Origin of the sequence: Cognataquiflexum nitidum, assembly GCF_022538055.1 — a bacterium.
GTDB classification, from domain to species: domain Bacteria; phylum Bacteroidota; class Bacteroidia; order Cytophagales; family Cyclobacteriaceae; genus Cognataquiflexum; species Cognataquiflexum nitidum.
Genome location: NZ_JAKZAM010000004.1, coordinates 43,341 through 68,323, shown reverse-complemented (window position 1 = coordinate 68,323; position 24,983 = coordinate 43,341). Strand labels below are relative to the sequence as shown.

Annotated in this window: 23 protein-coding genes; 16 read left to right on the top strand and 7 right to left on the bottom strand. The window is 42.4% G+C overall.

Going from position 1 to position 24,983, the window contains the following annotated elements:
* Window positions 1-47 precede the first annotated feature (47 nt).
* The 4 genes from MMU07_RS03690 to MMU07_RS03675 all read left to right on the top strand — a co-directional run bounded on the left by MMU07_RS03690 (window position 48) and on the right by MMU07_RS03675 (window position 4,755).
* Window positions 48-335 carry a hypothetical protein gene (locus tag MMU07_RS03690; RefSeq protein ID WP_241124491.1) on the top strand — a complete coding sequence of 96 codons (288 nt, stop codon included), beginning with the start codon at window positions 48-50 and terminating at the stop codon, window positions 333-335.
* Window positions 332-1,048 (top strand): 4'-phosphopantetheinyl transferase family protein, encoded by a 717-nt coding sequence (locus MMU07_RS03685; RefSeq protein ID WP_241124490.1) that lies wholly within the window; start codon window positions 332-334, stop codon window positions 1,046-1,048. Before MMU07_RS03690 ends, MMU07_RS03685 begins: the two co-directional genes overlap by 4 nt.
* Window positions 1,049-1,090: 42 nt before the next feature.
* Window positions 1,091-3,295, top strand: coding sequence for a S9 family peptidase (locus MMU07_RS03680; RefSeq protein ID WP_241124489.1), 2,205 nt, complete (start codon window positions 1,091-1,093; stop codon window positions 3,293-3,295).
* A 164-nt stretch (window positions 3,296-3,459) separates the two neighbouring features.
* Window positions 3,460-4,755, top strand: a complete 1,296-nt coding sequence (locus MMU07_RS03675) for an ATP-binding protein (RefSeq protein ID WP_241124488.1) — start codon at window positions 3,460-3,462, stop codon at window positions 4,753-4,755.
* Between the two features lie 233 nt (window positions 4,756-4,988).
* Here MMU07_RS03675 and MMU07_RS03670 read toward each other — a convergent pair whose 3' ends face one another.
* From MMU07_RS03670 to MMU07_RS03660, 3 genes are all read right to left on the bottom strand, one after another.
* On the bottom strand, window positions 4,989-7,331 hold the full coding sequence (locus MMU07_RS03670) for a S8 family serine peptidase (RefSeq protein ID WP_241124487.1): 2,343 nt from the start codon (window positions 7,329-7,331) through the stop codon (window positions 4,989-4,991).
* A gap of 132 nt (window positions 7,332-7,463) precedes the next feature.
* On the bottom strand, window positions 7,464-7,637 hold the full coding sequence (locus tag MMU07_RS03665) for a hypothetical protein (RefSeq protein WP_241124486.1): 174 nt from the start codon (window positions 7,635-7,637) through the stop codon (window positions 7,464-7,466).
* A gap of 14 nt (window positions 7,638-7,651) precedes the next feature.
* The gene (locus MMU07_RS03660) at window positions 7,652-8,536 is read right to left on the bottom strand and encodes a hypothetical protein (RefSeq protein WP_241124485.1); all 885 of its coding nucleotides are present in this window, start codon (window positions 8,534-8,536) and stop codon (window positions 7,652-7,654) included.
* 250 nt (window positions 8,537-8,786) lie between these two features.
* Here MMU07_RS03660 and MMU07_RS03655 point away from each other — a divergent pair, with 250 nt between their 5' ends.
* The 8 genes from MMU07_RS03655 to MMU07_RS03620 all read left to right on the top strand — a co-directional run bounded on the left by MMU07_RS03655 (window position 8,787) and on the right by MMU07_RS03620 (window position 16,404).
* A complete protein-coding gene (locus tag MMU07_RS03655; protein WP_241124484.1) occupies window positions 8,787-9,689 on the top strand; it encodes an EboA domain-containing protein in 903 nt (300 codons plus the stop codon).
* Window positions 9,690-10,027: 338 nt separating this feature from the next.
* Window positions 10,028-10,936: a TatD family hydrolase gene (locus MMU07_RS03650; protein ID WP_113925701.1), complete on the top strand. Its 909-nt coding sequence runs from the start codon at window positions 10,028-10,030 to the stop codon at window positions 10,934-10,936.
* A gap of 2 nt (window positions 10,937-10,938) precedes the next feature.
* Window positions 10,939-11,850, top strand: a complete 912-nt coding sequence (gene eboC, locus MMU07_RS03645) for a UbiA-like protein EboC (protein WP_241124483.1) — start codon at window positions 10,939-10,941, stop codon at window positions 11,848-11,850.
* Between the two features lie 94 nt (window positions 11,851-11,944).
* Complete coding sequence (locus tag MMU07_RS03640; protein WP_241124482.1) at window positions 11,945-13,099, top strand: 3-dehydroquinate synthase; 1,155 nt, start codon at window positions 11,945-11,947, stop codon at window positions 13,097-13,099.
* Between the two features lie 34 nt (window positions 13,100-13,133).
* Window positions 13,134-14,348 (top strand): metabolite traffic protein EboE, encoded by a 1,215-nt coding sequence (gene eboE / locus MMU07_RS03635; RefSeq protein ID WP_241124481.1) that lies wholly within the window; start codon window positions 13,134-13,136, stop codon window positions 14,346-14,348.
* Entirely contained in the window at window positions 14,345-15,721 is a 1,377-nt protein-coding gene (locus MMU07_RS03630) for an alkaline phosphatase family protein (RefSeq protein ID WP_241124480.1), read from the top strand. The genes eboE and MMU07_RS03630 overlap by 4 nt, the downstream gene beginning before the upstream one ends.
* 111 nt (window positions 15,722-15,832) lie before the next feature.
* On the top strand, window positions 15,833-16,012 hold the full coding sequence (locus MMU07_RS03625; RefSeq protein WP_241124479.1) for a type II toxin-antitoxin system HicA family toxin: 180 nt from the start codon (window positions 15,833-15,835) through the stop codon (window positions 16,010-16,012).
* On the top strand, window positions 16,009-16,404 hold the full coding sequence (locus tag MMU07_RS03620) for a hypothetical protein (protein ID WP_241124478.1): 396 nt from the start codon (window positions 16,009-16,011) through the stop codon (window positions 16,402-16,404). Before MMU07_RS03625 ends, MMU07_RS03620 begins: the two co-directional genes overlap by 4 nt.
* Window positions 16,405-16,424: 20 nt before the next feature.
* On the opposite strand, the gene MMU07_RS03615 is transcribed toward MMU07_RS03620, so the two are convergent.
* The 3 genes from MMU07_RS03615 to MMU07_RS03605 are packed head-to-tail and all read right to left on the bottom strand — an operon-like array spanning window position 16,425 to window position 19,280.
* On the bottom strand, window positions 16,425-17,705 hold the full coding sequence (locus MMU07_RS03615) for a sugar isomerase (protein WP_241124477.1): 1,281 nt from the start codon (window positions 17,703-17,705) through the stop codon (window positions 16,425-16,427).
* Window positions 17,689-17,883, bottom strand: coding sequence for a hypothetical protein (locus tag MMU07_RS03610; protein ID WP_241124476.1), 195 nt, complete (start codon window positions 17,881-17,883; stop codon window positions 17,689-17,691). Before MMU07_RS03610 ends, MMU07_RS03615 begins: the two co-directional genes overlap by 17 nt.
* On the bottom strand, window positions 17,880-19,280 hold the full coding sequence (locus MMU07_RS03605) for a purine-cytosine permease family protein (protein WP_241124475.1): 1,401 nt from the start codon (window positions 19,278-19,280) through the stop codon (window positions 17,880-17,882). The genes MMU07_RS03610 and MMU07_RS03605 overlap by 4 nt, the downstream gene beginning before the upstream one ends.
* 83 nt (window positions 19,281-19,363) lie before the next feature.
* Between MMU07_RS03605 and MMU07_RS03600 the strand changes: the two genes are divergently transcribed.
* The 4 genes from MMU07_RS03600 to MMU07_RS03585 all read left to right on the top strand — a co-directional run bounded on the left by MMU07_RS03600 (window position 19,364) and on the right by MMU07_RS03585 (window position 24,509).
* The gene (locus MMU07_RS03600) at window positions 19,364-19,576 is read left to right on the top strand and encodes a hypothetical protein (RefSeq protein ID WP_241124474.1); all 213 of its coding nucleotides are present in this window, start codon (window positions 19,364-19,366) and stop codon (window positions 19,574-19,576) included.
* A 74-nt stretch (window positions 19,577-19,650) separates the two neighbouring features.
* The gene (locus tag MMU07_RS03595; RefSeq protein ID WP_241124473.1) at window positions 19,651-21,009 is read left to right on the top strand and encodes an FGGY-family carbohydrate kinase; all 1,359 of its coding nucleotides are present in this window, start codon (window positions 19,651-19,653) and stop codon (window positions 21,007-21,009) included.
* 97 nt (window positions 21,010-21,106) lie between these two features.
* Window positions 21,107-23,227, top strand: coding sequence for a bifunctional rhamnulose-1-phosphate aldolase/short-chain dehydrogenase (locus tag MMU07_RS03590; protein WP_241124472.1), 2,121 nt, complete (start codon window positions 21,107-21,109; stop codon window positions 23,225-23,227).
* Window positions 23,228-23,471: 244 nt separating this feature from the next.
* Window positions 23,472-24,509 (top strand): GntR family transcriptional regulator, encoded by a 1,038-nt coding sequence (locus MMU07_RS03585; RefSeq protein WP_241124471.1) that lies wholly within the window; start codon window positions 23,472-23,474, stop codon window positions 24,507-24,509.
* Window positions 24,510-24,591: 82 nt separating this feature from the next.
* Here the strand turns inward: MMU07_RS03585 and MMU07_RS03580 are convergent, their stop codons facing one another.
* The gene (locus MMU07_RS03580; protein WP_241124470.1) at window positions 24,592-24,963 is read right to left on the bottom strand and encodes a hypothetical protein; all 372 of its coding nucleotides are present in this window, start codon (window positions 24,961-24,963) and stop codon (window positions 24,592-24,594) included.
* Between the last annotated feature and the right edge of the window lie 20 nt (window positions 24,964-24,983).

The following is a 24,983-nucleotide window of genomic DNA, read 5'->3' as shown; positions in this document are numbered from 1 at the left end:
TGGATTTGATATTTTCCATTATTAAATCAAAGTTTAATCCACGATTAGTGAACAAACCAACAAACTACCTCAATAAAGTTTCAAAAAATAATACCTATTTATTAAATAAATATAAATTAGTCCCTCATTTTTATGGCACCTTATATTTATTACGGGCAAAAATTATGGAAACTTATATCGAAGAACCAAAATTTTATGGATGGACCTCATTTGTTGAAAAAGTCAAGGTGATAAATATTGGCGGACACCATGACATTATTCTCAAAAAAACTGAAATTTTGAAAGAAATAGCCGAAAAAATCCAAAAAGTCCTTGATGAAAAATCGGATTCATGATCCTCAATAAATCCATTGATTGGCAAGAAACCAATCCCGTTTGGAAAAAATTCGTAGCCTCTCCGCTATTGGATGAGCTTCATATAATCCGGATTGGGATAGCTAATAACTTGGAGAAAATCCTGCCGCATGCAGGATTATTAACAGGCGAAGAGTTAAAAAAATCAGAAAGATTTGCGAGAGAACAGGACAAATACAGTTTTCTTGCCAGTTCCGTTATGAAAAAAATCCTTTGTGGATACTACCTCGGTTATGAACCCGAGTCAGTGGAGTTTGAGTTGAATGAATTCAACAAACCAAAAATCAGGAATCAAGAAAAGATTCATTTCAATACCTCGCATTCAGGTGATTGGCTTGTTTTTGCCTTTTCGGGTGATCCCTGTGGCATTGATGTAGAGAGAATTAATCCTGATTTTGACTATCGATCTATATTTGAAATGTCATTTCATCCTGATGAAATTGATTTTATTGAAAAATCAATACAACCTATCAATCAATTCTTCAAAATATGGACGATCAAAGAATCCATTTTAAAAGCTGAAGGAACAGGGTTGATGGATAACCTAAATGAATTGAATACACTCCAAGATTTTGCTAAATTGCCAAGCGACACTAATACTTGGTATACCAAAAGCTTGTTGATCGAAGGAGATTATTGGTGCAGCATGTGTTTTAAAAACGCTTCTGTAAAAATGAAATACTTTGAAATCTAAAAATCTGCCATATCCATTTCTTTTAAAATTTAACCAATCCCTATGAAACCCCATCATTCCCTGAAGCTGTTCTTGGTTTTATTTGTTTGTCTTTTCATTTCCTATGCCCAAGCCCAACAAGGCGATATCAAATGGTCAAATGATGGTAGTGCTTATTTCAGCATCGAACAAAACGAGATAGTCCAATACACCTTACCGGCAAACGACAGGAAAGTGCTCGTCAGCAAACAACAACTGACTCCCTCCGGAAAAAGTGACCCGCTTGAATTGGACTTGTATGCGTTCTCAGATGACAATACCAAGTTGCTTATTTTCACCAATTCCAAACAGGTATGGAGAATCAATACCCGCGGGGATTATTGGGTTTTGGACTTGAATAACAATAGCCTCAAGCAATTAGGCAAATCAAGGCCTGAATCATCACTGATGTTTGCTAAAATATCCCCTGACGGCACCAAAGTAGCCTATGTCAGCGAATATAATATCTACTTGGAAGATCTGGCGACCCAGATCATCACAGCGCTTACCAAAGACGGAAACAGGAAATTCATCAACGGAACTTTTGATTGGGTATATGAGGAGGAATTTGCTTGCCGTGACGGTTTCCGTTGGAGTCCGGACAGCAAGTCAATTGCATTTTGGCAATTGGATGCCGAGGGGACAAGGGATTATTACATGATCAACAATACCGATTCGGTATATTCCAGAATAATTCCTGTAGAGTATCCAAAAGTCGGTGAAAGTCCTTCCGCAGCTCGGATCGGGGTGATTGATATTGCTAGTACCAGCACCAAATGGATGGATATTGAAGGTGATCCAAGACAACATTATCTCGTGAGGTTGGAGTTTATTCCCGGTACCAATGAATTTCTTGTTCAGCAGCTGAACCGAAAACAAAACGAAAGCAAAATCCTGCGTTGCGATGCAGCAACAGGAAAAGCCACGCTTATTCATACCGAAACTGACCCTGCTTGGGTAGATGTCATGAGCCCGGGTGACGATACGTATGATATCGACTTCAAACATCCGGTACATTGGCTTGCCGGTGGCAAAGAATTTCTTTGGCCAAGTGAAAAAGGTGGTTGGAAGCAACTGTACAGAATCAGCACAGATGGGAAAAAAGAGCTTTTGGTCACGCCGGGAAATTATGATGTGATTTCTATGAAGGCCTATGATGAAAAAAACGGTTTTGTCTATTTCATCGCCTCCCCTGAGAATGCAACACAAAAATACCTTTACCGCAGCCGATTGGATGGCAAAGGCAAATTGGAAATGGTCACTCCTGAAGGATTTCCGGGAACGCACAGCTACAACCTTTCTCCAACAGCAAAATTTGCGCAACACCGTTTTTCAAACCACTACACAAGACCTTTGGGTGAAATGGTCAGCCTGCCAAAGCATCAGGCTTTGAATGAAAAAGAAAGCATCGCTGCCAACTTCGTAGCTGCGCAAGTAGAAAAGACAACAGAGTTTTTTAAAATCACAACGGAAGAAGGCGTCGAAATGGACGGTTGGATGGTAAAACCTGCGAACTTTGATCCATCCAAAAAGTATCCGGTGGTATTTTATGTTTATTCCGAACCTTGGGGTGCGACGGTCGCCGACGGATTCGGTTCCTCCAGAAACGGGCTCTATAAAGGTGACATGAGACAAGACGGGTATATCTATATCTCTCTTGACAACCGCGGAACTCCCGCACCAAAAGGCAGGGAGTGGCGCAAATCCATTTACAGAAAAATCGGTGACATCAATATCCGCGACCAAGCATTGGGTGCAAAGGAAATCCTAAAATGGTCATTTGTGGATCCCGAAAGGATCGCTGTTTGGGGTTGGAGCGGTGGAGGTAGTGCGACGCTTAACCTGATGTTCCAATATCCTGAAATTTACAAAACAGGTATTTCCATCGCTGCCGTGGCCAATCAGCTCACTTATGATAACATTTACCAGGAAAGGTATATGGGATTGCCACAAGAAAATCTGGAAGACTTTGTAAACGGTTCACCGCTATCCCATGCCAAAAACCTGAAGGGGAACTTGCTCTACATCCATGGAACTGCCGATGACAATGTCCATTACCAAAACGCCGACATGCTCATCAATGAGCTGATCAAGCACAACAAGCAATTTCAGGTCATGCCCTACCCCAACAGGTCACACAGTATCTCCGAAGGACAAGGAACCTTCCTCCACCTTTCTACACTGTATACTGACTATCTGAAGAAATATTGTCCTCCCGGAGGAAGGTAAATTTGACTTATCCAAAGTCAAAATTCATCCCCAAAATTGGATTTCCTTAGGAAAAGTGTAGTAAATCACATTTTTTCCTTTGAAAAAGTGTGTGAAATCACATTTATTCCTTTGGAAAAGTGTAAATTTAAGCATTCTTTCCTTTGAAAAAGTGTGATTCCAAAATGAAGAGAAACCTGACAGACCGTTTATTGGCATGGAAAAATTCCAAATCCAGAAAACCTCTTGTAATAAGAGGTGCTAGGCAGGTAGGTAAAACATGGCTCATGAAGGAATTTGGCAATACACAATACAGTCAGGTTGCCTATATCAATTTTGAGAATAATAAAACCCTCAAAAATATCTTCCAACAAGATTATGATATCGACAGAATCATTTTGGCGATTCAAATTGAAACAGGAATTTCCATCAATTCCGAAACTTTGATCGTGTTTGATGAAATCCAAGAATCCGTCGGAGCACTTACATCTTTAAAATATTTCCAAGAAAATGCACCTCAATACCATATCGTTTCTGCAGGTTCGCTATTGGGAATTTCCATGCATCAGCACAGTTCTTTTCCCGTAGGAAAAGTGGAATTCCTAGATTTATATCCCTTGGATTTTGAGGAATTTTTGGAGGCAATGGGAGAATCAGGTCTTTTATTTTTGCTTCAAAAGGCAGATTGGGAAATGATAAAGGTTTTCAAACCGAAATTTATCCAATTGCTCAAGCAGTATTATTTCATAGGAGGAATGCCTGAAGCGGTACTGAATTTTTCTACCAAACCAGACTTTAGCGAGGTAAGGACGATCCAACAGAGGATCTTGGATTCTTATGTGCAGGATTTTTCAAAACATGCTCCAAATGAGATTGTTCCCAGAATAAGGATGCTTTGGAATTCTATTCCTGCCCAACTTGCCAAAGAAAATAAAAAATTCATTTATGGAATGATCAAGCAAGGCGCAAGGGCCAAGGATTATGAACTTGCTTTGGCTTGGCTGATTGATTGTGGACTCGTCCACAAAGTCAACCGCGTCTCCAAAGCGGGGATTCCTTTAAAAGCTTACGAAGATTTCAATGCCTTCAAATTGTTTTGTCTTGATGTCGGGCTGCTTGGTGCTATGGTGGATCTTGATGTCAAAACGATACTGGAAGGCAACAGGCTATTTGAGGAATTTAAGGGTGCGATAACAGAACAATATGTATTGCAACAATTGGTTGCAAAAAATATCCTGTGCTATTATTGGACTGCAGACAATGCAACGGCAGAAACTGATTTTCTGATCCAGTCAAAAGGAAATATTATACCTATTGAAGTTAAAGCCGAGGAGAATTTGAAAGCAAAAAGTCTGAAACTTTTTTATGAAAAGTTCAACCCAAAATTTGCCCTAAGGACCTCCATGTCAGATTTTAGAAAAGAGGAATGGCTGATCAACCTGCCGTTGTTTGGAATTGGGCAAATAACCAATCTTAAATAGCCAACTTGAAAAATTGAAATTTTGGTAAAATAGTCAGATGATTTAAATCATATTTTCTTCACTTTCAAAAGTCTTATGATCAATCCAAACGCTTCATTTTGAACAAAACTATTAAACTGACATATTTAAGATTTACCGTTAACCGCTACTTCTGTTCAAACACCATTCATATTTTTTTTCTTCCGTAGGATTTATTGGTTTAAATTTTTTGATAAATACTTCATGATCTATAATCATTTTGCTATTTCAATCTGCCTTTTAAAAACGGAATTTCTATATTTTATTTGTAGAAAATAAAAACCAGAACCCAACTTACTCAAATTAAGGGTTTCTTCCCATTTAAAAGTCTCAAACGATGAAACCATATTACCATTCTGGTCATAAAATTCTACCTCAAACTTTTCCTCCGCTCCTCTTTCCATGAAATCCCTATAATTTTTCGGTTGCTGTATTTCAAACTTAAATTGGTCAATGGCAGGATTTGGATAGACATTAACGGAATAAGGAAAGGCACTGCAATTATAGCCTGGAAATACCGTAATGCCACTGTATTCTGAAAATCCGCATCCATTATTGACTCGGAACCTTACTGTTCCATAGTTGGGATTGCTGGGCACGTAAAATGTGATGTTGGGGCCTGATTGGCTTTGGACATTCCAGCCCGATGGGTAAGTCCATTGGTAGATATATCCTGGCTTATGTCCTCCCGGAACTACCGCCTGATAAGTATATTGGTTGGCAGGACAAACAGCAGACTGCCCAATTAAAGAAACTTGTGATGAATTTATGGGACCAACCTGAATATTTTTAGAAATGGAAGGTGCAGGGCCACAAGAACCTGTTATTACAGCAGTTAACGTTATTTGTCCATTTGAAACCGGAGAAAGGGTAATGGTTTGACCGGATCCCGATATCGTTGCTATTCCTGATGGGGAGGCGGACCAAGAGACACTTGCCCCGGCCGGAAAACCTGCTATCGTATAAGATGAAGCTGAACAAGCAATGTCGGCACCGGAAATCGGACCTGCTGAGCCTGCGGGGTTTAACTGACCTACTGCGGTATATGCAAACTGGGTTTGCGCGGGAGCTTCTGGTATCCATTTATTTATTGTTTGCCCTGATGCATTGGTTCGGACATAATATGTTACATATTCCACATCAAAGCCTTCCTTCGAAATGTTTGAAATGATGGAAAAAGGTCTTCCTGAATTTGGATTTGCATAACTCAGAGACCTGCTCTGCCTATCTCTCATCCATACTTTTGGTACTGAACAGAAAGGAATATCGAAGGTTACATGTCTGGTAATTTTATATCTGTCTACTTGAAAATAAGTTCCGGCGGCAATCCCCCATCTACCACTTGTCAAAACCCACTGGCTCATGGCTTGGTGCAGCACAGCAGTACCACCTGTTAAAGTTTTTTGCACTACTGTATTTGGTTGGTTTATTAGTTGCAGGGCAGCCTGCGCATTTACAATCCCATGGCCTGTATCATTATCAAATCCAGGGATTGGCCCTGCATCCCCGTTTGCGGTTAGTTGGAGGATATTTCGGACATCATCGTTTGTTAAATTAAAACCCCTGTCCTTTCCATGGGAGATAACTAGACCCGCCGCTCCGGCCACTATAGGTGCAGAAAAAGAAGTTCCGCTTGGACTTGCCGTTCCGCCACCTCTATCAGTAGTTAGGATTTGAAGGCCTGGAGCACTTAAATTGATATGCGGACCCGTATTTGAAAAACTTGCTTTTGTTCCATTCTGTGTAGTGGCCCCAACAGCAATCACCTGCTCATCGAACCCGGCAGGATATCTGATACCATTGTTGGTTTGAAAAGCATTGCCCATCGATGCCGTGATTACTATATTGTTACGGTAAGCATTGTCAATGGCTTGAGCTAAAAGTGGGATTCTAAGTGCAATTTCATTGATGGGAAAACCCAGATCAGGAAAACTATAACTAAGATTTATTACATTTGTATTGTTGTTTACTGCATAATCCAGTGCTGCGGCCACATCGGAGGGAAAGGCAGCTGTACTCCAGTCCCAGTTGACGATATGAGGAATCCTGACACCTCCACTTCTTACCATTTTAATAGGCATTATTTTACAATTCCACATGATACCCGATACTTGCAATGAATTGTTTGTTCTTGCTCCGATAACACCGGCTATCTTTGTCCCATGACCGGAATAACTATCTGGGCTTATAGGTAAGTTGTCCAATGGATCATTGTCCCCGTCTCCAGTGTCTATTCCCGCTATCACTCTGCTCCGATCTCCTGGGTCAAGGTCAGGATGGTTGTAATCAACCCCGCCGTCAAGCACTGCAATGATCACATCATTCCTGCCTTTATTGATATCCCATGCACCTTGGGCCCGTATGTCAAACTGCGGTTGGGAGGGGTTGTTGAGATGCCATTGCACTCCATAATTGGTATCGTTGGGAACCGCATCAAATTCCAGTCTCAAAGGTCTGTTGACCATTGCGACTATTATTTTTTCGCAGTCCATAAGTTTTTCTACCAATAAATCGGCATTATACTTTTCTAAGGGTTGGATTACATACCAATTCCTCATAAGCAATTTTTCAGAGCTCTTGATTTCAGGTAAGATCACCCCATTTTCATCATATCTATGTTTAAATACTGATTTTATGGAGACTATGCCGAAATCAAGGAGTAGACGTTTTAATTCATTGTTATTAAGTTCTTAGAGTCCATTATCATAAAACTCTTCGGACAATATGCCATTTTCGAGTTGGATAAGTACAGCCTCTTCTTTAGCCAATTGGATTTTGGAGCTTGGTTTTTTAACAGAAAAAACCAAAACATAAACAACCAATGCAAAACTACCGACAATAAAATAGGGTAAAGTTCTTTTCATATTACAAAGATAAATCAATAGGTAATTTGCCTACGGTCCTTTCCATCAGTCCCGATGATATACAATACTTCTTTTGTATAGTCAGCATTGGCATGGCTATAAACAATTTCATTTTTTACCGACCAGGAGGGGTAAACGCCAAACACGAGAGGTTTTTGATCCTTACCGTCTGCATCCATAGTATGGATCTGCACATTGCTGGACCAAGCGATTTTTTTTCCATCAGGAGACCATGTTGGAGATTTGTCGTCCATGTTTGAAATGGTAAGTCTAGTTTCTTTTCCGCTTTTAAGTTCTAAACTAAAAATCTCAAAATGAGGCCATTCTCTAGAACCTTTCATGTAGGTCAAAAAATTTCCATCAGGTGAAAATTCTGGATCCCTACCGGTAGAAATTTCAGGAAAAAAAAATTGAATTTCCGATAATAGGTCACTATTAACTTTTTTGAAACTCCCTTCCACATTAACCATTCTGTCAAAGACTAAAAAATTCCCATCGGGGTAAAAATCAGGAAAAAAATACACTCCTGACTCCATAGATTTGAGCGAACTCAAATTATCTCCGTTACTTTTACATTTTTGAATAAGCCCTGATGAGGAAAATACAAGCCACTGTCCGTCCGGGGACCAGGCAGGATTTAGGTGAATTCCTTCCAGAACCAGTTTCCGGTTCTGTCCATTCCTGTCAATGATATACAGTCCGGTGGGATAATCAGGGTTTTTGGGGCTCCCTGCATCAAAATGGTAATAAGCGATCCATTCCCCGTCAGGGGAGAACTTTGGATAGCTGTCGCTGTCGCCTACAAACAGTTCATAGTTTTGAGGAGAAGGCTCTGGGAAATTAGAGCATGATGCCACCCAAAAACACAAAGCAGAAAATAAAATTACCCTCAGTTTCATATCTCATTAATTCTATCGTTAATTTCAAGACTTTTAACTTAAATTGCAAACATTCATTTCAAGTTATTTGTATCAAATAAATATGAAAATCTCAACTGTTTCGCCGGGGTGGTCATAGAGAGAACAAATCAAATTTTTGCAAACAGAACAAAGTCACAATTTCCCCTTCAAAATCGATCTCGTCCATATTTTCAAAAAAACCATTAACTTTAAAATGCTGATTTATTTGACCCAAATAACAGTCTAAACCATGGACAAAATTATAGATTTAGATAAAGCCAAAGCCTTTCTTTTTGAACTGTTAAAACAAGAATCAGATCCAAAATCCATTGAATGGCTCTTGCTTCAAAAGGAAAAAATCCAAAATGAATCTTCTTACTTGAAGTTCTATATGGCTTTTGGCCAGGCATCAAGGTATTTCAAAAAATACCTTTTGAGACTTTCTGATATCCAAAAAATTGAGGCAAATGCCTTGCTTCAAGGTTTCCGTCCCGATACTTGGGACCAACTTCAGACCGCAAGAGCTTACCTTTTGCTTCACTTTGAAGAAAGAGACCCGACCTCTTGGGTGACGGCGATGAATAAACTGTTTGAAACCGGCGACATGCACGAACAGCAATCGCTTTATGCCGCCATTCCTTTGATGCCATTCCAAAAAGAAATGAAGGAAAGGGCCATCGAAGGTCTCAGAACCAATATCAGTTCAATCTTTGATGCCATTGCACTAAACAATCCATACCCTGCAGCCAATTTTGATGAAAGGGCTTGGAATCAGATGGTGATTAAAGCCATTTTCCTGCTTCGCCCATTATATCAAATCGAAGGAGCGGATGAGAGGGCCAATCCACAACTTGCCAATATCCTGATCGACTTTGCTCATGAAAGATGGGCAGCAGGCCGTAATGTAATGCCTGAACTTTGGCGTTTTGTCGGACCATTTATCAATGAAGAAAATATAAAGGATATAGAGAAAGTGTTACAGACCGGAGACCCGCTTCAGGAAAAGGCAGCACTATTGGCTTGCAGTAAAAGCAGCTTTGACAAAGCAAGGAACCTGCTTGACGAAAACAATGTCATCAAAGAAGCTATCGAAACAGGCGGAATTACTTGGGAATCCATCGGAAAGGAATTTCAGGAAACGCTGCCGAAATAGAATATGTAAGGCTAATCTTTTTGTCATTTTGAGTGTTTCATCATGGTAAAAAAAGTGAACAGAAATGAGTTAACGATGAAGGACCGTCATTCTGAACCGGAGCTTGCGGAGGTGAAGAATCTCATCATTCTATAAAACTTTCACTATGCTCAAAATGAAGGCCCTTATATTCCTGTCATTGGTAATCATCCAATTGGAGAAGGGTCTCAACAAAAAAATCAGATCCTTCAGTCGTACCTCCTTCAGGATGACGCAAAGCGAACCATTGACCAATAATCAAGTTAGTTTTTGAATTAAAAAGAAAATCGTTTAGGTTGCTCACATAAAAATATCACACAATGGAAATGTTTATAGATCCCCATATTCATGTTGTTTCCAGGACTACTGACGACTACGAAGCCATGCGCAAAGCAGGTATCGTGGCGATCATCGAACCGGCTTTTTGGTTGGGTCAGCCACGAACTGAGGTAGGAAGCTTCAAAGATTATTTCAGCACCTTGGTTGGTTGGGAGCGGTTCCGCGCCAAGCAATTCGGCATCGTCCACTATTGTACCATGGGGCTGAATTCCAAAGAAGCCAATAATGTGCCTTTGGCCGAAGAAGTAATGGAATTGTTGCCATTGTATGTAGGCAAAGAAGGTGTTGTCGCCATCGGAGAAATCGGCTACGATGACCAAACTGAAGCAGAGGACCGTTTTTACCGCCTTCAACTTGAACTGGCAAAGGAAGTGAATCTTCCGGTTTTGATCCATACCCCACATAGGGATAAGAAAAAAGGAACTTACCGCAGCATGGATGTCAGTGAAGAACACGGCCTACCACCAAGCATGGTCATCGTCGACCACAACAATGAAGAAACCGTCAAAGAGGTTTTGGACAGGGGTTATTGGGCAGCATTTACCATTTATCCACACACCAAAATGGGAAGTGAGCGGATGGCCGAGATTGTAAAGCATTATGGTCCCGAAAGGATTATTGTAGACAGTGCCGCAGATTGGGGCATCAGCGATCCTTTGGCGGTTCCAAAAACAGCCGCTTTGATGCGCAAAATGGGAATTCCTGAAGAACATATCCGCATGACTTGCTACCAAAATGCGTTGACAGCCTATTCCCAAAGTGGACAGATGGATGAGATGGATTGGCTCAAACCGGAACCGATTGATCAAAGAGAAAGGCAATTTGGCAACTCTGTCCTTAGAGGCGGACAGACCCCAAGAGTCGAAGGATCTGACATTGTGGAGAATTAAGCATGTCAAAAATCAAAGCCTACCTTCAACTCACCCGCCCCGCAAATATTGTCACTGCCATTGCTGATATTTGGGCAGGCTTCGCCATCGCAGGCGGAGCCTTGGTTATTTTTGCCGACCAAACCAAGTTGATAGACTCGCCCGTCTTTCACAACCTTCTTTGGCTGACACTTTCCACCATTGGATTGTACGGCGGCGGTGTGGCATTCAATGATGTGTTTGATGCTGAATTGGATGCAAAAGAAAGACCTGAAAGACCGATTCCCAGCGGAAGAGTTTCCAAAGGAAAAGCTGCTTTGATGGCTTTTCTGTTGCTCGTGATGGGAGTTATTGCCGCTTGGAATGTCAGTACGCTCAGCGCACTAATTGCTTTGACTGTCGCTGTTTTGGCGGTCTTGTATGATTATTGGGGCAAGCATCAGTTTATTTTTGGACCGATCAATATGGGCCTTTGCCGTGCGGGAAACCTGCTTTTGGGAATCAGCGCCTTCCCCGTCATGCTTCAAAGCTATTGGTATTTGGGATTTATTCCACTGATTTTTGTCGCTGCGATCACCATGATAAGTCGAGGGGAAGTCCATGGTAAAAACAGAAAAGCCTTGATCGGTGGCGGAATGATGTACGGCGCCATCATACTTTCCATCGTCATTTTGGGTATTTTGGAAGGAAAAAGCTTCATACAACTCCTTCCTTTTTTGGCTTTATTTGCCTACATGATATTCCCTCCTTTGATCAAAGCTATCCGTGAACAAATTCCCCAACTGATAGGAAAGGCCGTCAAGGCAGGAGTAATTTCCCTGATTATCCTCAATGCTTCCCTTGCAGCGGCATTTGCCGGATGGCAATTTGGTATAATTGTATTATTGTTATTGCCCATTTCAATTTACCTTGCCAAAAAATTCGCCGTCACCTAAACTGATTTTTGTCTATTTTGCGTTGAATCACAAACAAAACAAAAAGGTCATATTTAGGATTTAATAGAGACTTTGATAATTTAAGTTTATACCAATGGAAAAGATTATTGAACAGACCTTCACCGTGCCGTTTCGGTATCAGGTTTGTTTTTTGGAAGGGATTTTTAATGTTAACAACCCGGTGCTTGCCGATTTTCTGGACAACGGAAAAAAAGCAAAAGCCTTTTTTGTGGTGGACAGCGGTGTGGCAGATGCTTTTCCAAATCTCCTTAACGATATCAAGGAATACGCAAAAGCTTACGAAAACAAGTTTTTGTTAAACTCAGAACCTTTGGTAGTCCCCGGTGGGGAAATATCCAAAAACGATGAAACCATTTTCAAGAAAATCGTGGATGCCACCAGCATTTACGGAATTGACAGGCATTCTTATATCGTGGGAATCGGGGGAGGAGCGGTGTTGGATATGGTGGGTTTTGCAGCGGCCATTTCCCACAGGGGAATCAGGCATATCCGGATTCCGACCACTGTACTTTCACAAAATGATTCCGGAGTAGGCGTCAAAAACGGCATCAATTCCTACGGAAAGAAAAATTACTTAGGCACTTTTGCCCCTCCTTTTGCAGTCATCAATGATTTTAATTTCCTTATTACATTAGACGACCGGGATTGGAGATCGGGAATTTCAGAGGCTATCAAAGTGGCTCTGATCAAAGATTTGAGCTTTTTTGAGTGGTTGGAAAAACATGCCGATCAGCTCGCAAACAGGGTGATGGAACCTATGCAGGAACTGATTATCAGATGTGCCCAAATGCACATGGATCATATTGCAGGCAAAGATCCATTCGAAACGGGTTCGGCAAGACCTTTGGATTTTGGACATTGGTCGGCACATAAACTCGAACACCTCACCCACTATCAGGTCAGACATGGTGAAGCAGTTGCAATTGGAATTGCTTTGGACAGTACTTATTCTTATCTCAAAGGAATGATCAGCCAAGCCGATCTGATGCGGATCATCAACCTGATCAAAACCCTAGGATTTGAAATCTACAACCTGGAATTGTCCGGTCAGGCATTGCTAAAAGGCTTGGAGGAGTTCAGAGAGCATCTTGGCGGTGAACTCACCATTACCCTCTTGGAATCTATGGGCAAAGGAGTTGAAGTCCACCAAATGGACAATGAACTGATTTTGAAATCCATTGATCAGCTTAAATTGTTTCACCAAGAAAATCTTGTTGCCCGTTCCTGATTTTTGGGTTTAATTTGATTAATTCTATAAACCCATGTTTAAAAACGGTCACCATTTAACCTATTGTACCAATATCCATCCGGGAGAAAGCTGGGAGGCAACTTTCCAAAATCTCAAAGAATACATCCCAAGGATAAAAGCTGAGGTCTCTCCGAACGCACCTTTTGGAATCGGACTCCGGTCTTCCCATGAGGCTAGCCTGGAATTGGCAAAAACCGAAAACCTTGCGGAATTCAAATCTTGGTTAGCCGCAAACGACTGTTACGTATTTACTTTCAATGGATTTCCATATGGAGGTTTCCATAATCAGGTCGTCAAAGATGAAGTCCATCAACCGGATTGGACGACTCGGGAGAGATTGTCCTACACGGACAGACTTTTCGATATCCTTGCAGCCCTCATTCCCGAAGGCATGGATGGTGGCATATCCACTTCTCCGCTATCCTACAGACATTGGTATAAGGACAAATTTCAATTGGATCAAGCGATTCAGACTTCCACGCTGAACCTTGCCAAAATCGCTGAAAAGCTATATTTAATCCATAAAAATTCAGGCAAACTACTGCACCTTGACATCGAGCCAGAACCGGACGGAATCTTAGAAAACACTCAGGAAGTGCTTGATTTCTATCAAAATTGGTTAGTCCCTGTTGGAGGAAAATACCTCACCGAGAAACTTGGAATCTCTTCCCAAGAGGCAGAATCCTGTCTCAAAGAACATATTCGGATCTGCTATGATGTCTGCCATTTTGCGGTAGTTTATGAAAAACCTTCTGAAATATTTCAGGCATTCCGATCAGCAGGAATCAAAATCGGAAAAATCCAGATCAGTGCGGCATTGAAGGTAAATATCCCCAGGGACCAAGCTGCAAGGAAAGAACTGGAATCATTGCTCCATCCTTTTGCAGAGTCAACATACCTGCACCAAGTCGTAGCCCGAAATTCTGACAACAGCTTGGTTTCTTTCAATGATTTGCCGGAGGCCATGGAAACATTGGAAAATACAGCCTCGGAAGAATGGAGAATCCATTACCATGTCCCAGTTTTCCTAGCGGACTATGGAAAAATTTCCTCCACGCAACAAGACATCCTTGATGTGTTAGATTATATCGCCAAAGACCCTGTCTGCAATCACCTCGAAGTGGAAACATACACTTGGGAAGTGTTGCCGGAAAGCATCAACCTTGATTTGGGAGGATCGATCATCCGGGAACTGCAGTGGGTCATACAAAACAGCAGCAATCCATGAAAAAAACAGTAGTCATAGATATCGTCGCTTTATCCGGTCGGGTAATCGGCGAGCATACCCCATTTTTGAGAGATTGGATCGCAAAAGGTAAAAGCGCCACCATCGAGCCCGTCCTGCCTGCGGTAACTTGTTCTGCACAATCCGTCTACCTGACAGGAAAATGGCCTTCCGAAAACGGCATTGTCGGTAACGGTTGGTATTTCAGGGATGAGTGCGAAATCAAGTTTTGGAGACAGTCCAACCATTTGGTCCAATCCGAAAAAATCTGGGATGTTGCCAAAAAAATCAATCCTGAATTCACGGTTTCCAACATGTTTTGGTGGTACAACATGTACTCCAACGCAGATTATCAGGTTACCCCAAGACCGCTTTATCCGGCCAACGGCCTAAAATTACCTGATTGCCACAGCCATCCCATGGACCTGAGGGACAGGTTACAAAACGAATTGGGACAATTTCCGCTTTTTTCCTTTTGGGGACCCAATGCAAATATTACATCAACCAAATGGATTGCGGAAGCTTCCAAGAAAGTAGACGAATGGCACAATCCAACGCTGACGCTGATCTATTTGCCCCATTTGGATTATAAGCTGCAACAGTGCGGCATTGATTTTTCCAAAATCGGAAAAGAATTGGGCGAAATAGATGAAGTCGCCAAAGACCTGATCGGGTACTATGAAAAGCAAGGTGCCAAGGTGATTTTGCTGTCCGAATACGGCATCACTACTGTCAACCATCCGATCCACATCAACAGGATTTTGAGAGAAAAAGGCTACATCGCTGTCAAAAACGAATTGGGATTGGAGACTTTGGACGCCGGGACATCCAAAGCTTTTGCCGTGTCTGACCACCAATTAGCGCATATTTATGTCAAAGACAAAAAGGACATTCCGGCTGTGAAATCTTTGTTAGAAAGTATTTCCGGTATAGAAATGGTCTTGGATGAGGCAGGAAAAAAAGCCTATCACCTCGACCATGAAAGATCAGGCGAATTGGTCGCCGTCGCTGACAAGGATTCCTGGTTTACGTATTATTTTTGGTTGGATGATGCCAAAGCGCCGGACTACGCACGCTGTGTGGACATCCACCGCAAACCGGGGTATGATCCTGTGGAGATGTTTGCCGACCCAAAAATCAAAATGCTAAAAGCCACAGTCGGTCTCAAAATCCTGAAGAAAAAACTTGGCTTCCGGTACCTGATGGACATCATTCCATTGGATGCTACCCTCGTCAAAGGTTCTCATGGCGCCATTCCCAAGGACAGTTTGGACCATCCTCTATTTATCAGCCAAGATCCGGCATTGAATTCCAAAGAAAAACTCTCCCCCATCGAAATCCAGGATTTGATTTTGAAATCGGTATTTGGCAATTGAGATATCTTTTTTACTGCCGTTGTCAGTGTCTCCACTGACAACTTCCAAATTAAATCCTCATTATGAAGTAATATTTTTATTACTTTTGCAGAGATGAAAAGCAGTGAGCTCATGAGACTTCTCAAAAAGGACGGTTGGTATGAAATCCGACAATCAGGCAGTCATGTGATCATGAAACATTCTTCCAAAGATGGGACTATTCCTGTTCCTTTTCATGCTTCCAAAGAAGTGAAGAAAGGATTGTTGAATGCTATTCTTAAGCAGGCCAAAATCGAAACAAAAAAGGGATGAAAAAACCAAAAATAAACATAAAAGTAATCAAAGAGGATTTGGGTTATAGTGCGTTTGCCCGGGTTGGAGAAAAATTAATCGCTACTCAAGGCGATACCTTTGATGAACTAAAGGAAATGGTATTGGATGTGGTCAACCTGTCTTTTGAGGAGGAAGGTTTTATTTATGAAATAGGAGATATAAAATTTGAATTCGATTTGGAGAGTTTTTTTGATTTCTACAATGTAATCAATGCCAAAGCTTTATCAGAAAGAATCGGAATGAACCAAAGTTTATTAGCCCAATACATCAAGGGAATCAAAAAACCATCAGCAAGCCAAACCAAAAGAATTCTTGAAGGTGTACATCAGATCGGGAAGGAATTGAGTGAGGTGAGGTTTTTGATTTCTTGACAAATCTTAACGCCAAAAACCTACAACCCCGTCGCCCTCGTATTCTCTCCCCTTTTTTGAATCAGCTGCTTTCGGATTTCATGTTGTCTGTAAAAGGAAATGGGTTCCAAAGCCCCGCCTGATTGCAGCCTTGCTTCTTTAATCAATGGCCTTACATCCGTCAAGAAAGCTTTTTGCAGGATTTCCTGTGCCATCACCACATCGCCATTAAGTTGGTGCTCGGTCAGTTTCGCCCGATCCACCAAAAGGGATTTGGCATAAGCAATCTTGATCGCCTCCAAAGCCTGCATCAGGTCCTCCAAGGAATCTTTTGTATTGTGGCTCGCATCGATCATCCAAGAGATGCTTTCCCACGTCTGACAACCGTCTTCAGCACCTGCCACAAGCTCAAGGAAAATCAAAAACAACTGATAAGGCTTGATACTGCCTGTAGTCAGGTCATCGTCTCCAAACTTAGAATCGTTGAAATGGAATCCCGCCAACTGATTTTGCCCCAATAAAATCCCCACAATCTGCTCAATATTGGTATTGGGAAGGTGGTGTCCAAGATCGACAAGGACTTTGGCCCGGTCTCCCAATTGCCTGCACAGCAAATGCGAGGTGCCCCAATCCGGAATCACGGTACTGTAAAAATTCGGTTCATAAGGCTTGTACTCCAACAGCAGTTTCCAGTCTTCGGGCATCGCCGAATAGATTTTTTGCAGGGATTCAAATGTATTGTCCAAAGCCCTACGGAAACTTTGCTGACCTGGAAAATTGCTTCCATCGGCTAACCAAACAGTCAGTCCTTTGCTTCCCAACTTTCCCCCAACTTCTATCACTTGTCTGTTGTGGTCAACTGCCTGTTCTCGGACTTTTGAATCATTATGACTCAAGGAGCCAAATTTATAGCTTTTCTCCTGCCCATAATCCTGAAAGGTGTTGGAATTGACGGCATCAAAACCGATATTGTGGCTTTTGGCAAGTTGCATGATTGCGGCATAATCCGATGGAATGTCCCAAGGAATATGCAGAGAAACAGCATCCGTACTTTTGGTGAGTTTGGCCAAAAGGCCGACATCTTCGATTTTCTCTTCCAAAGACCTTGGTTCGCCGCCGATTCCAAATCTCCCGAATCTCGTTCCTCCGGCACCCAAGGCCCAACTTGGAACAGCTATCTGAAAACTGCGGAGTTTCGAAATAATTTTTTCTACAGGAATTCCTTCATCCTCCAATTGCGAAGCCAAAGCAGCAAAGGACTTCTGATGAAGGGCTTCATATTTGGAATTCGATTCCTGTATATTTTCAGTTGTCAGCTGCATTGTCTTTGTCCGTTTTACTGTTGATCCAAAAAGGTGAAGTGCCAAACCACAAAACCATCCCAACCGCCATCAGGGTTGTATTGGTCGGCATGTCAATTTTACCCAAAAACACCAATACCGATGGTATGATGGATAAAGCCAAACCGATATAAGAAATGATGATCAATAGAATTTTCATACGAGCGCCTCCTTTCCTTTTGGATATAATGTTTTGGATAAAATCAAAAATGTGAACACGGCAATAAACCATCCGGGTAAACCAAGGAAGAAAATGTCGATTCCGAATCCCAGATTCAAACCCAGACAGATTCCCAAAGTAATCAGCCAGGTAAAGAAAGTGGCATTTGAAAAGGAGATGTTCCGATTATAAGCCATTTCCTGTGTAATCCCAAATCTCGGCGAAAGGTAAAAATCCGCAAATATCACCGCTCCCATCGGCATCAATACCAAGCCATATAAGGCTACAAAGTCCAAGAGCTTCATCACCAAAGCCGGAAAGCAAGCGGCTATGCTTGTCACTGCACCGACCCATGCGGTGACTTTCCAGGTTTTCATTTTTGGGAAAACACCCTGCAAAGCCAGTCCGGCACGATAGATAGTTGGATTGGCTGTCGACCAACCTGCAACGACCACACAAACGGCACCCGCCACGCCTGCAGCACCATACGCTATCGGTCCAGGTGCAAATTCGGTGGAGAAATTACTGCTCTGAAGAAAAGCAGCATACAATATTCCCGAAGAAATCCACGCTATAAAATGCCCGATAAACATCCCTGAAAAGGAATGGAATCCATATTTCCATGATTTGGCATAGCGGAGAATCGTCAGGTCAGACATTCCGATGTGCATCGCCATATTGCAAAACCAGGCAAAGAACAGCACATGCCAAAAGGAAAACTTGCTCACGCCCTCCAGAGGAATTCCTGTCCAGATCACTTTATTGGCGACCGCCCAAAACTCTGAAAAACGAGTAACTCCAAGTTCTGGTAAAATCGCCAATGCCGCTGCCATAAATATCAAAATCATCCATGGTGCCGCCACATTCGCAAATCTTGCCACCTGATTATATCCTTTGATTGCTACCAAAGTGGTTACAAATCCGAATACCAAAACTGCCAAAACCCATCCTACAGAAGTAGGAAGCCATGAATTCAGCGTTGGCATGGTCAGGTTAAAAGGAATGCCGACGGCTGTGGCAGAAACCGCAATCATCGATCCCGCCAAAAAGCAAAACATCAGCGCATTGACGACATTGTAGATCGACACCATCTTGTACCCACAGATCCGCTCCAATTGGTAATATAGCGTCATCCTTTTGGAAGTGGCTATCGGCGCAGTCATCAGTCCCCAACTCAATACTGCCAGGATATTTCCCAAAATCAATCCTGCAAAAAAATCAAAGGCACCGACCCCGTGCGCGACAAAGAGCGGCCCAATGACAAATTCCGTTCCGGCGGTATGTTCTCCGGCATACATTCCCAAGAAACTACGCCAACCTTTCTGTGCGGCAGGTGGCACAGGTTCTCGCTCGTATTCATTGACAGCCGGGCCGGTATTTTGGGTTTGTGGGCTCATAAGATCGGGTTAATCTAGTAAGTAAAAGAATTAAAATTCAGTCGCTATCCTGCACTGTCCCTACCAAACAAAAATGCAAAATTTTGAATAATTTGGGTTTAAATTACCTCCTTTTCTTGCCATATTGGGAGAAATTAAATGGATATCAGTTTCTTTGCAAGTATGCCAAGATTCTTATCCAGACAGGACGGAAGACCGAAGTCGGAAGACCGATGCACCGGACATTTCAGCCTCCTGCCAAGAAGTATAGATTTTCCATTTCATTGGCACTATTGCCAAAATACGTATTGAATTAACCGAAAACTTCAAACCCAAAATAACCTGTTGGATCCTTTTTCAATAGGTTAGCATCATTCCTGACGGAAATTATATGGAAGCCTATCTGATCTTTGATATTGGGAAAACAAACAAAAAAGCGATCCTCTACAACCCGGACTTTGAGATCCTAGAAGAGTCAAGCATGCATGTGGCAGAGATCCAAGACGATGATGGTTTTCCCTGCGATGACCTGATGAAGGTAAGTGATTGGGTTTTAGAGGTAACTGAAAATTTCCTCAAAAATCCAAAATACCAAGTCATCGGAATCAACTTTTCGGCTTATGGTGCAAGTTTGGTACATGTGGATGAAGAAGGAAAGGTCTGTACACCATTTTACAATTACCTTAAACCTGTTCCGGAATCCCTTTGGGAAAAGTTCTTGGCAGAAGAAGAAAATCTCCTCCAAAAAACCGCAAGCCCGGCTTTGAGGATGCTCAATAGCGGATTTCAGCTTTATTGGCTGAAGCATGAAAAACCGGAACTCTTCAAAAATATCCGTTTCAGTTTCCACCTCCCCCAATACTTTTCCTTTCTTTTGACCAGAGAAAAATGGAATGACTATACCGGAGTAGGTTGCCACACCTGTTTTTGGGATTTTGAAAAAAAGGATTTTGCACATTGGTTAAAGAAAACTCAGATTGAAAAAATCCTACCCCCATTTCCCACCGAAACCGGAGTTGACAAAAATCTCTTTGGCCAACATGTGAAAATAGGTTTTGGGATGCATGACAGTTCGGCGGCTTTGCTTCCGTACATCCGCTTGATGGATCGGCCTTTTATCTTAATTTCAACAGGAACATGGAGCATTTCCCTGAATCCCTTTGATCAGCAAACTTTGACAGGCGAGGAATTGGAAAGCGACTGCCTGAGTTTCTTGCAGCCTGATGGAAGGAAAGTAAAAGGAGCGCGGATTTTCCTTGGAAAGGAATATGAAGTACAAATCAACAGGATTGCTTCTCATTTTGGGGATACTGTCGAAAGGTTACAAAAACTGGAGTTCTCCCAAAAACGGATCATTTCCCTTTTCGAAGAAAGCGAAAAAGACATCTTCCGTCCTATTAGCTTCCAAGGTTCAGGACCAAAAGTCAATTGGGAAGGACGTGAAAATCCTTTAGATGAATTTACAAATGCCGAAGAAGCCTGCCTGCAACTCATGCTCGATCTGGCCAAATGGCAGCAATGCAGCACGGATCTGGTTCTGGATAAAAATAATGTCTCGGATATCATCCTCACCGGCGGATTTACCAAGAACAAAATATTTTTGGCTTTCCTGCAGCTCCTTTATCCAAACAAAAAAATCTACCTCAGCAGTCAGCCAAGGGCATCTGCATTGGGGGCTTTGCTCGCTTTGGACCAAAGCAAATTGAAACAGGATATTCTTCGGATCAAGGAATTCGAAACTGGCTTATAGCGCCATTCTTCCTACCTTAGAGACAAATTCCAAGATAGTACAGGACACATTAACAGCACCAAACCATCAATTTTAACCTATCAAAATTGAAACAAAAATGGGAAACAACAGCAAGAAATATGAGCACGTCAGCTACCTCTGGGATGATGCCAAAGCAGACCAACTGAAGCACGATGAAGTGGCCATGCTCATCTACAGGTCCAATATATTGGGCGCTGACCTGAGAATCACCAACTATGGCGGCGGAAATACAAGTTGCAAAACCATTGAAAAAGACCCGCTGACCGGCAATGACGTCCCTGTGATGTGGGTGAAAGGTTCCGGTGGAGATATCGGAACTTTGACCAAAAGCGGTCTGGCTGGATTGTACTTAGACAGACTCCATTCCCTGAAAAAAATATACCGAGGCCTGGAATTCGAAGATGAAATGGTGGAGCTTTTCAACCACTGCATCTACGACCTGAATTCCAAAGCGCCTTCCATTGATACGCCCCTGCATTCATTTTTGCCCTATACCCATATTGACCATTTGCATCCGGATGCGCTGATCGCCATCGCTGCCGCGAAGGATGGTGAAAAAATCATTGAGGACTTATTTAGCGGAAGCATCGCCTGGGTTCCCTGGCAAAGACCGGGTTTTGACCTTGGACTGAAACTCGAAGAAGCCATCACCAAAAACCCAAACCTCCGGGGCATTGTCCTCGGTCAGCATGGACTTTTTACCTGGGGTGAAACAAGCTACGAATCCTATATCAACAGCCTTGAAGTCATTGAAACCTGCAGCCAATACCTCCACGCAAATTATGGAAAGGACAGGCCGGTTTTTGGTGGAACCAAGACCACAACTGCTTTGGACGAAACCCAAAGAAGGGATCAGGCTGCCAAACTTGCTCCTACCCTCCGTGGTCTCTGTTCTTCGGAAGGCTTGATGGTCGGACATTTTACCGATGCCCCTGCTGTGATGGAATTTATCAACAGCGAGGATGTCGAACCACTTGCGGCGATGGGTACAAGTTGCCCGGATCATTTTCTCCGTACCAAAATCTGCCCTTTGGTTTTGAATTTGGCACCGGAAGAAGACTTGACCGATCAAGGTTTGCTTGAAAAACTGAACAGCCAATTTGAAGGATATAGGGCCAATTATGCCAAATACTACCAAGACCACAAGCATCCAAACAGCCCTGCCATTCGGGATGCCAATCCTGTAGTCATCATATGGCCGGGAATCGGGATGTTTACTTTTGCCAAAAACAAGCAGACCGCACGTGTCGCGGCGGAGTTTTATATCAATGCCATCAACGTCATGAAAGGCGCCGAGGCGATATCGACTTATGTGTCGCTGCCTTTGCAGGAAGCGTTCAATATTGAGTATTGGTTGCTTGAGGAAGCCAAACTCCAAAGGATGCCTGCCGAAAAACCACTGTCAAGAAAAGTGGCTTTGGTCACCGGAAGTGCAGGAGGTATCGGGAAAGCCATCGCCGAAAAATATGCAAAAGAAGGTGCCTGTGTCGTTTTGACTGACATTGACAGCACCAAACTCGCTGCTTCTGTGGCTGAGTTTGAGAAGAAATTTACCAAAGACAATGTGATCGGGGTGTACCTTGATGTGACCAAACCTGAAACTTTGAAAGCCTGTATCCGGGAAATCTGCCTCAACTATGGCGGTTTGGATATTGTGGTCAACAATGCCGGTATCAGCATCAGCCGTTCATTGGAAGAGCATTCCTTGGAGGAGTGGGACAGGTTGTATGACATCTTGGTCAAAGGACAATTCATCGTCTCCCAAATGGCCTTTGATGTGCTGAAAAAACAAAACAAAGGCGGAGATATCATCAACATTGTCAGCAAAAACGGGTTGGTAGCAGGTCCAAAAAACGCAGGCTATGGTTCTGCCAAAGCCGCCCAACTCCACCTCACCAGATTGATGGCAGCCGAATTGGGTGATTACAAAATCCGCGTCAACTCCATCAATCCCGATGCAGTGATCGAAAATTCGTCGATTTGGCAGAGTGGATGGGCAGAAGACAGGTCAAAAGCTTACGGGGTTCCTTTGGAGGATCTGCCAAAATTCTATGCGAGTAGGACATTGTTGAAAGAAGAAGTGAGGACAGAGGATATTGCCATGGCGGCTTTTGTCTTTGTGAGTGGCATGCTTAACAAAACCACCGGGAACATGCTGAATGTGGATGGAGGGTTTGCGGCTTCTTTCCCGAGGTAATAGAGGTATAGTGAAGTGCTGCTTTGCGAATTATGATTATTTCTTATTCGAATGGGACGGAAGACGGAAGACGGATGACCGATGTACCGGGCATAGAATAGTTAGGACAAGATTTAAATAAATTACCATTCAATAAGGGATTGAGGGTTGATTCCGAAACAATATCTATCAATATCCAATATCAATAAATATCTTAAGAGAGAAACCACAAATCTCTTTCAAAGTCAAACCAAAATAACCCACAATGACGATGTTCGACAAAATGGACAAAATCAACAACGGGTCCAAAACCCCGAAGTACCAGCAGGTAGTCAACCTGATCTTGGAAGATATCGAAAGCGGCAGGCTGAAGATCGGAGAGCGGATCTCTTCGATCAACGAGATGAGCTTTGATTTCTTGCTTTCGCGGGATACAGTCGAAAAAGCGTACAACGAGCTCAAAGACCGGGGCATCATCACTTCGGTCAAAGGGAAAGGCTTTTACGTGAGTTCGACCAATACTTCCAACAAACTCAAAGTCCTGTTGCTTTTCAATAAGCTCAGTTCCTACAAAAAAATCATCTACTATTCGGTCTTGGAAACCCTCGGTGAAAAAGCCACCGTGGACATCCATGTCCACCATTACAACAAGTCGATGGTGCAGGAACTGCTCGAAAGGAATATGGGCAAGTACCATTACTATGTGCTTGCTCCCCATTTCTACGATGAAGATTCCCACCTGATGGATTCTTATGACATTGCACGGCAGTTTCCCGAAAACAAACTTCTGATCATGGACCGGGCGGTCAAAGGCCACGAAAATGAATTTCCGGGGGTGTATCAGGATTTTGAAAAGGATATTTTTCATGCATTGGAAGACGGGATCGAGCATTTGAAAAAATACCAAAAACTCAAACTCGTCTATCCGCGGGGACTGATGTATCCGCCGGAGATAGTGGATGGCTTTAAGAAATTCTGCTTCTATTACAATTTTGACAATGTAATCTTGGACGGTATCGATGCCGAACCACTGTACGAAGGCGATGTCTATATCACATTGGCGGAGACGGACCTGGTGAATGTCGTCAAGAAAAGCCGGGAACAAGGTTTGGAATTGGGAAAGGCAGTGGGTTTGATTTCTTACAATGACACGCCTCTAAAAGAGATTTTGGCAGATGGCATCACAACGATCTCCACGGATTTTGAACATATGGGAAAAAGGATCGCAGAACTAATTTTGGGAAAAACCACTGACAAAGTCTCAAAGAATCCTTTTAAGATGACGGTGAGGAAGACGTTGTAATTTTTGTTTTTTCTTTAGTTCCTTGTAATCAAAACTGTTAATGTGGATCGTGGTTTGCCACAACTTTAGTGGCAATTAGCGGCTAAAGCTTCCATAAATCAATGCCGTATAGAATTTTTAACTCCACTCTATTTTTTAAGAAATCTTGATATACTTCCGGATTTTCTAAATTAACCTTTGTCCCATCACAATAGTATTGGGAATTGTTGGTAGAACTCATTAAAGAGGATTGTACTTCAACAATCTCCCTAGCATTATACCTGTATAGGATTATCCCACTTTCAGGATGGTCTTTGATATCTTCAAGTTTTTGGTTCAGCCAAGATAAATCATCGACAGAATTTTCCCCTCCACATTCCAATGATATTCCTTCGTCCACATCATTCATGTTACAAGCACCAATCCAAAAACTGGCGCAAAGCATAATCACCACTGTCAATAATTTTGTTTTCATGATATAGCTATTTAACTTTT

Excerpts from the sequence above, each read along its gene's own strand:
- MMU07_RS03595 (WP_241124473.1), top strand. The coding sequence starts at position 19,651 with ATGGAAGCCTATCTGATCTTTGATATTGGGAAAACAAACAAAAAAGCG.
- MMU07_RS03585 (WP_241124471.1), top strand. The coding sequence starts at position 23,472 with ATGACGATGTTCGACAAAATGGACAAAATCAACAACGGGTCCAAAACC.
- MMU07_RS03630 (WP_241124480.1), top strand. The coding sequence starts at position 14,345 with ATGAAAAAAACAGTAGTCATAGATATCGTCGCTTTATCCGGTCGGGTA.
- eboE (WP_241124481.1), top strand. The coding sequence starts at position 13,134 with ATGTTTAAAAACGGTCACCATTTAACCTATTGTACCAATATCCATCCG.
- MMU07_RS03650 (WP_113925701.1), top strand. The coding sequence starts at position 10,028 with ATGGAAATGTTTATAGATCCCCATATTCATGTTGTTTCCAGGACTACT.
- MMU07_RS03615 (WP_241124477.1), bottom strand. The coding sequence starts at position 17,705 with ATGCAGCTGACAACTGAAAATATACAGGAATCGAATTCCAAATATGAA.
- MMU07_RS03610 (WP_241124476.1), bottom strand. The coding sequence starts at position 17,883 with ATGAAAATTCTATTGATCATCATTTCTTATATCGGTTTGGCTTTATCC.
- eboC (WP_241124483.1), top strand. The coding sequence starts at position 10,939 with ATGTCAAAAATCAAAGCCTACCTTCAACTCACCCGCCCCGCAAATATT.
- MMU07_RS03665 (WP_241124486.1), bottom strand. The coding sequence starts at position 7,637 with ATGAAAAGAACTTTACCCTATTTTATTGTCGGTAGTTTTGCATTGGTT.
- MMU07_RS03685 (WP_241124490.1), top strand. The coding sequence starts at position 332 with ATGATCCTCAATAAATCCATTGATTGGCAAGAAACCAATCCCGTTTGG.
- MMU07_RS03670 (WP_241124487.1), bottom strand. The coding sequence starts at position 7,331 with ATGAGGAATTGGTATGTAATCCAACCCTTAGAAAAGTATAATGCCGAT.
- MMU07_RS03680 (WP_241124489.1), top strand. The coding sequence starts at position 1,091 with ATGAAACCCCATCATTCCCTGAAGCTGTTCTTGGTTTTATTTGTTTGT.
- MMU07_RS03605 (WP_241124475.1), bottom strand. The coding sequence starts at position 19,280 with ATGAGCCCACAAACCCAAAATACCGGCCCGGCTGTCAATGAATACGAG.
- MMU07_RS03580 (WP_241124470.1), bottom strand. The coding sequence starts at position 24,963 with ATGAAAACAAAATTATTGACAGTGGTGATTATGCTTTGCGCCAGTTTT.
- MMU07_RS03620 (WP_241124478.1), top strand. The coding sequence starts at position 16,009 with ATGAAAAAACCAAAAATAAACATAAAAGTAATCAAAGAGGATTTGGGT.
- MMU07_RS03675 (WP_241124488.1), top strand. The coding sequence starts at position 3,460 with ATGAAGAGAAACCTGACAGACCGTTTATTGGCATGGAAAAATTCCAAA.
- MMU07_RS03655 (WP_241124484.1), top strand. The coding sequence starts at position 8,787 with ATGGACAAAATTATAGATTTAGATAAAGCCAAAGCCTTTCTTTTTGAA.
- MMU07_RS03640 (WP_241124482.1), top strand. The coding sequence starts at position 11,945 with ATGGAAAAGATTATTGAACAGACCTTCACCGTGCCGTTTCGGTATCAG.
- MMU07_RS03590 (WP_241124472.1), top strand. The coding sequence starts at position 21,107 with ATGGGAAACAACAGCAAGAAATATGAGCACGTCAGCTACCTCTGGGAT.
- MMU07_RS03660 (WP_241124485.1), bottom strand. The coding sequence starts at position 8,536 with ATGAAACTGAGGGTAATTTTATTTTCTGCTTTGTGTTTTTGGGTGGCA.
- MMU07_RS03625 (WP_241124479.1), top strand. The coding sequence starts at position 15,833 with ATGAGACTTCTCAAAAAGGACGGTTGGTATGAAATCCGACAATCAGGC.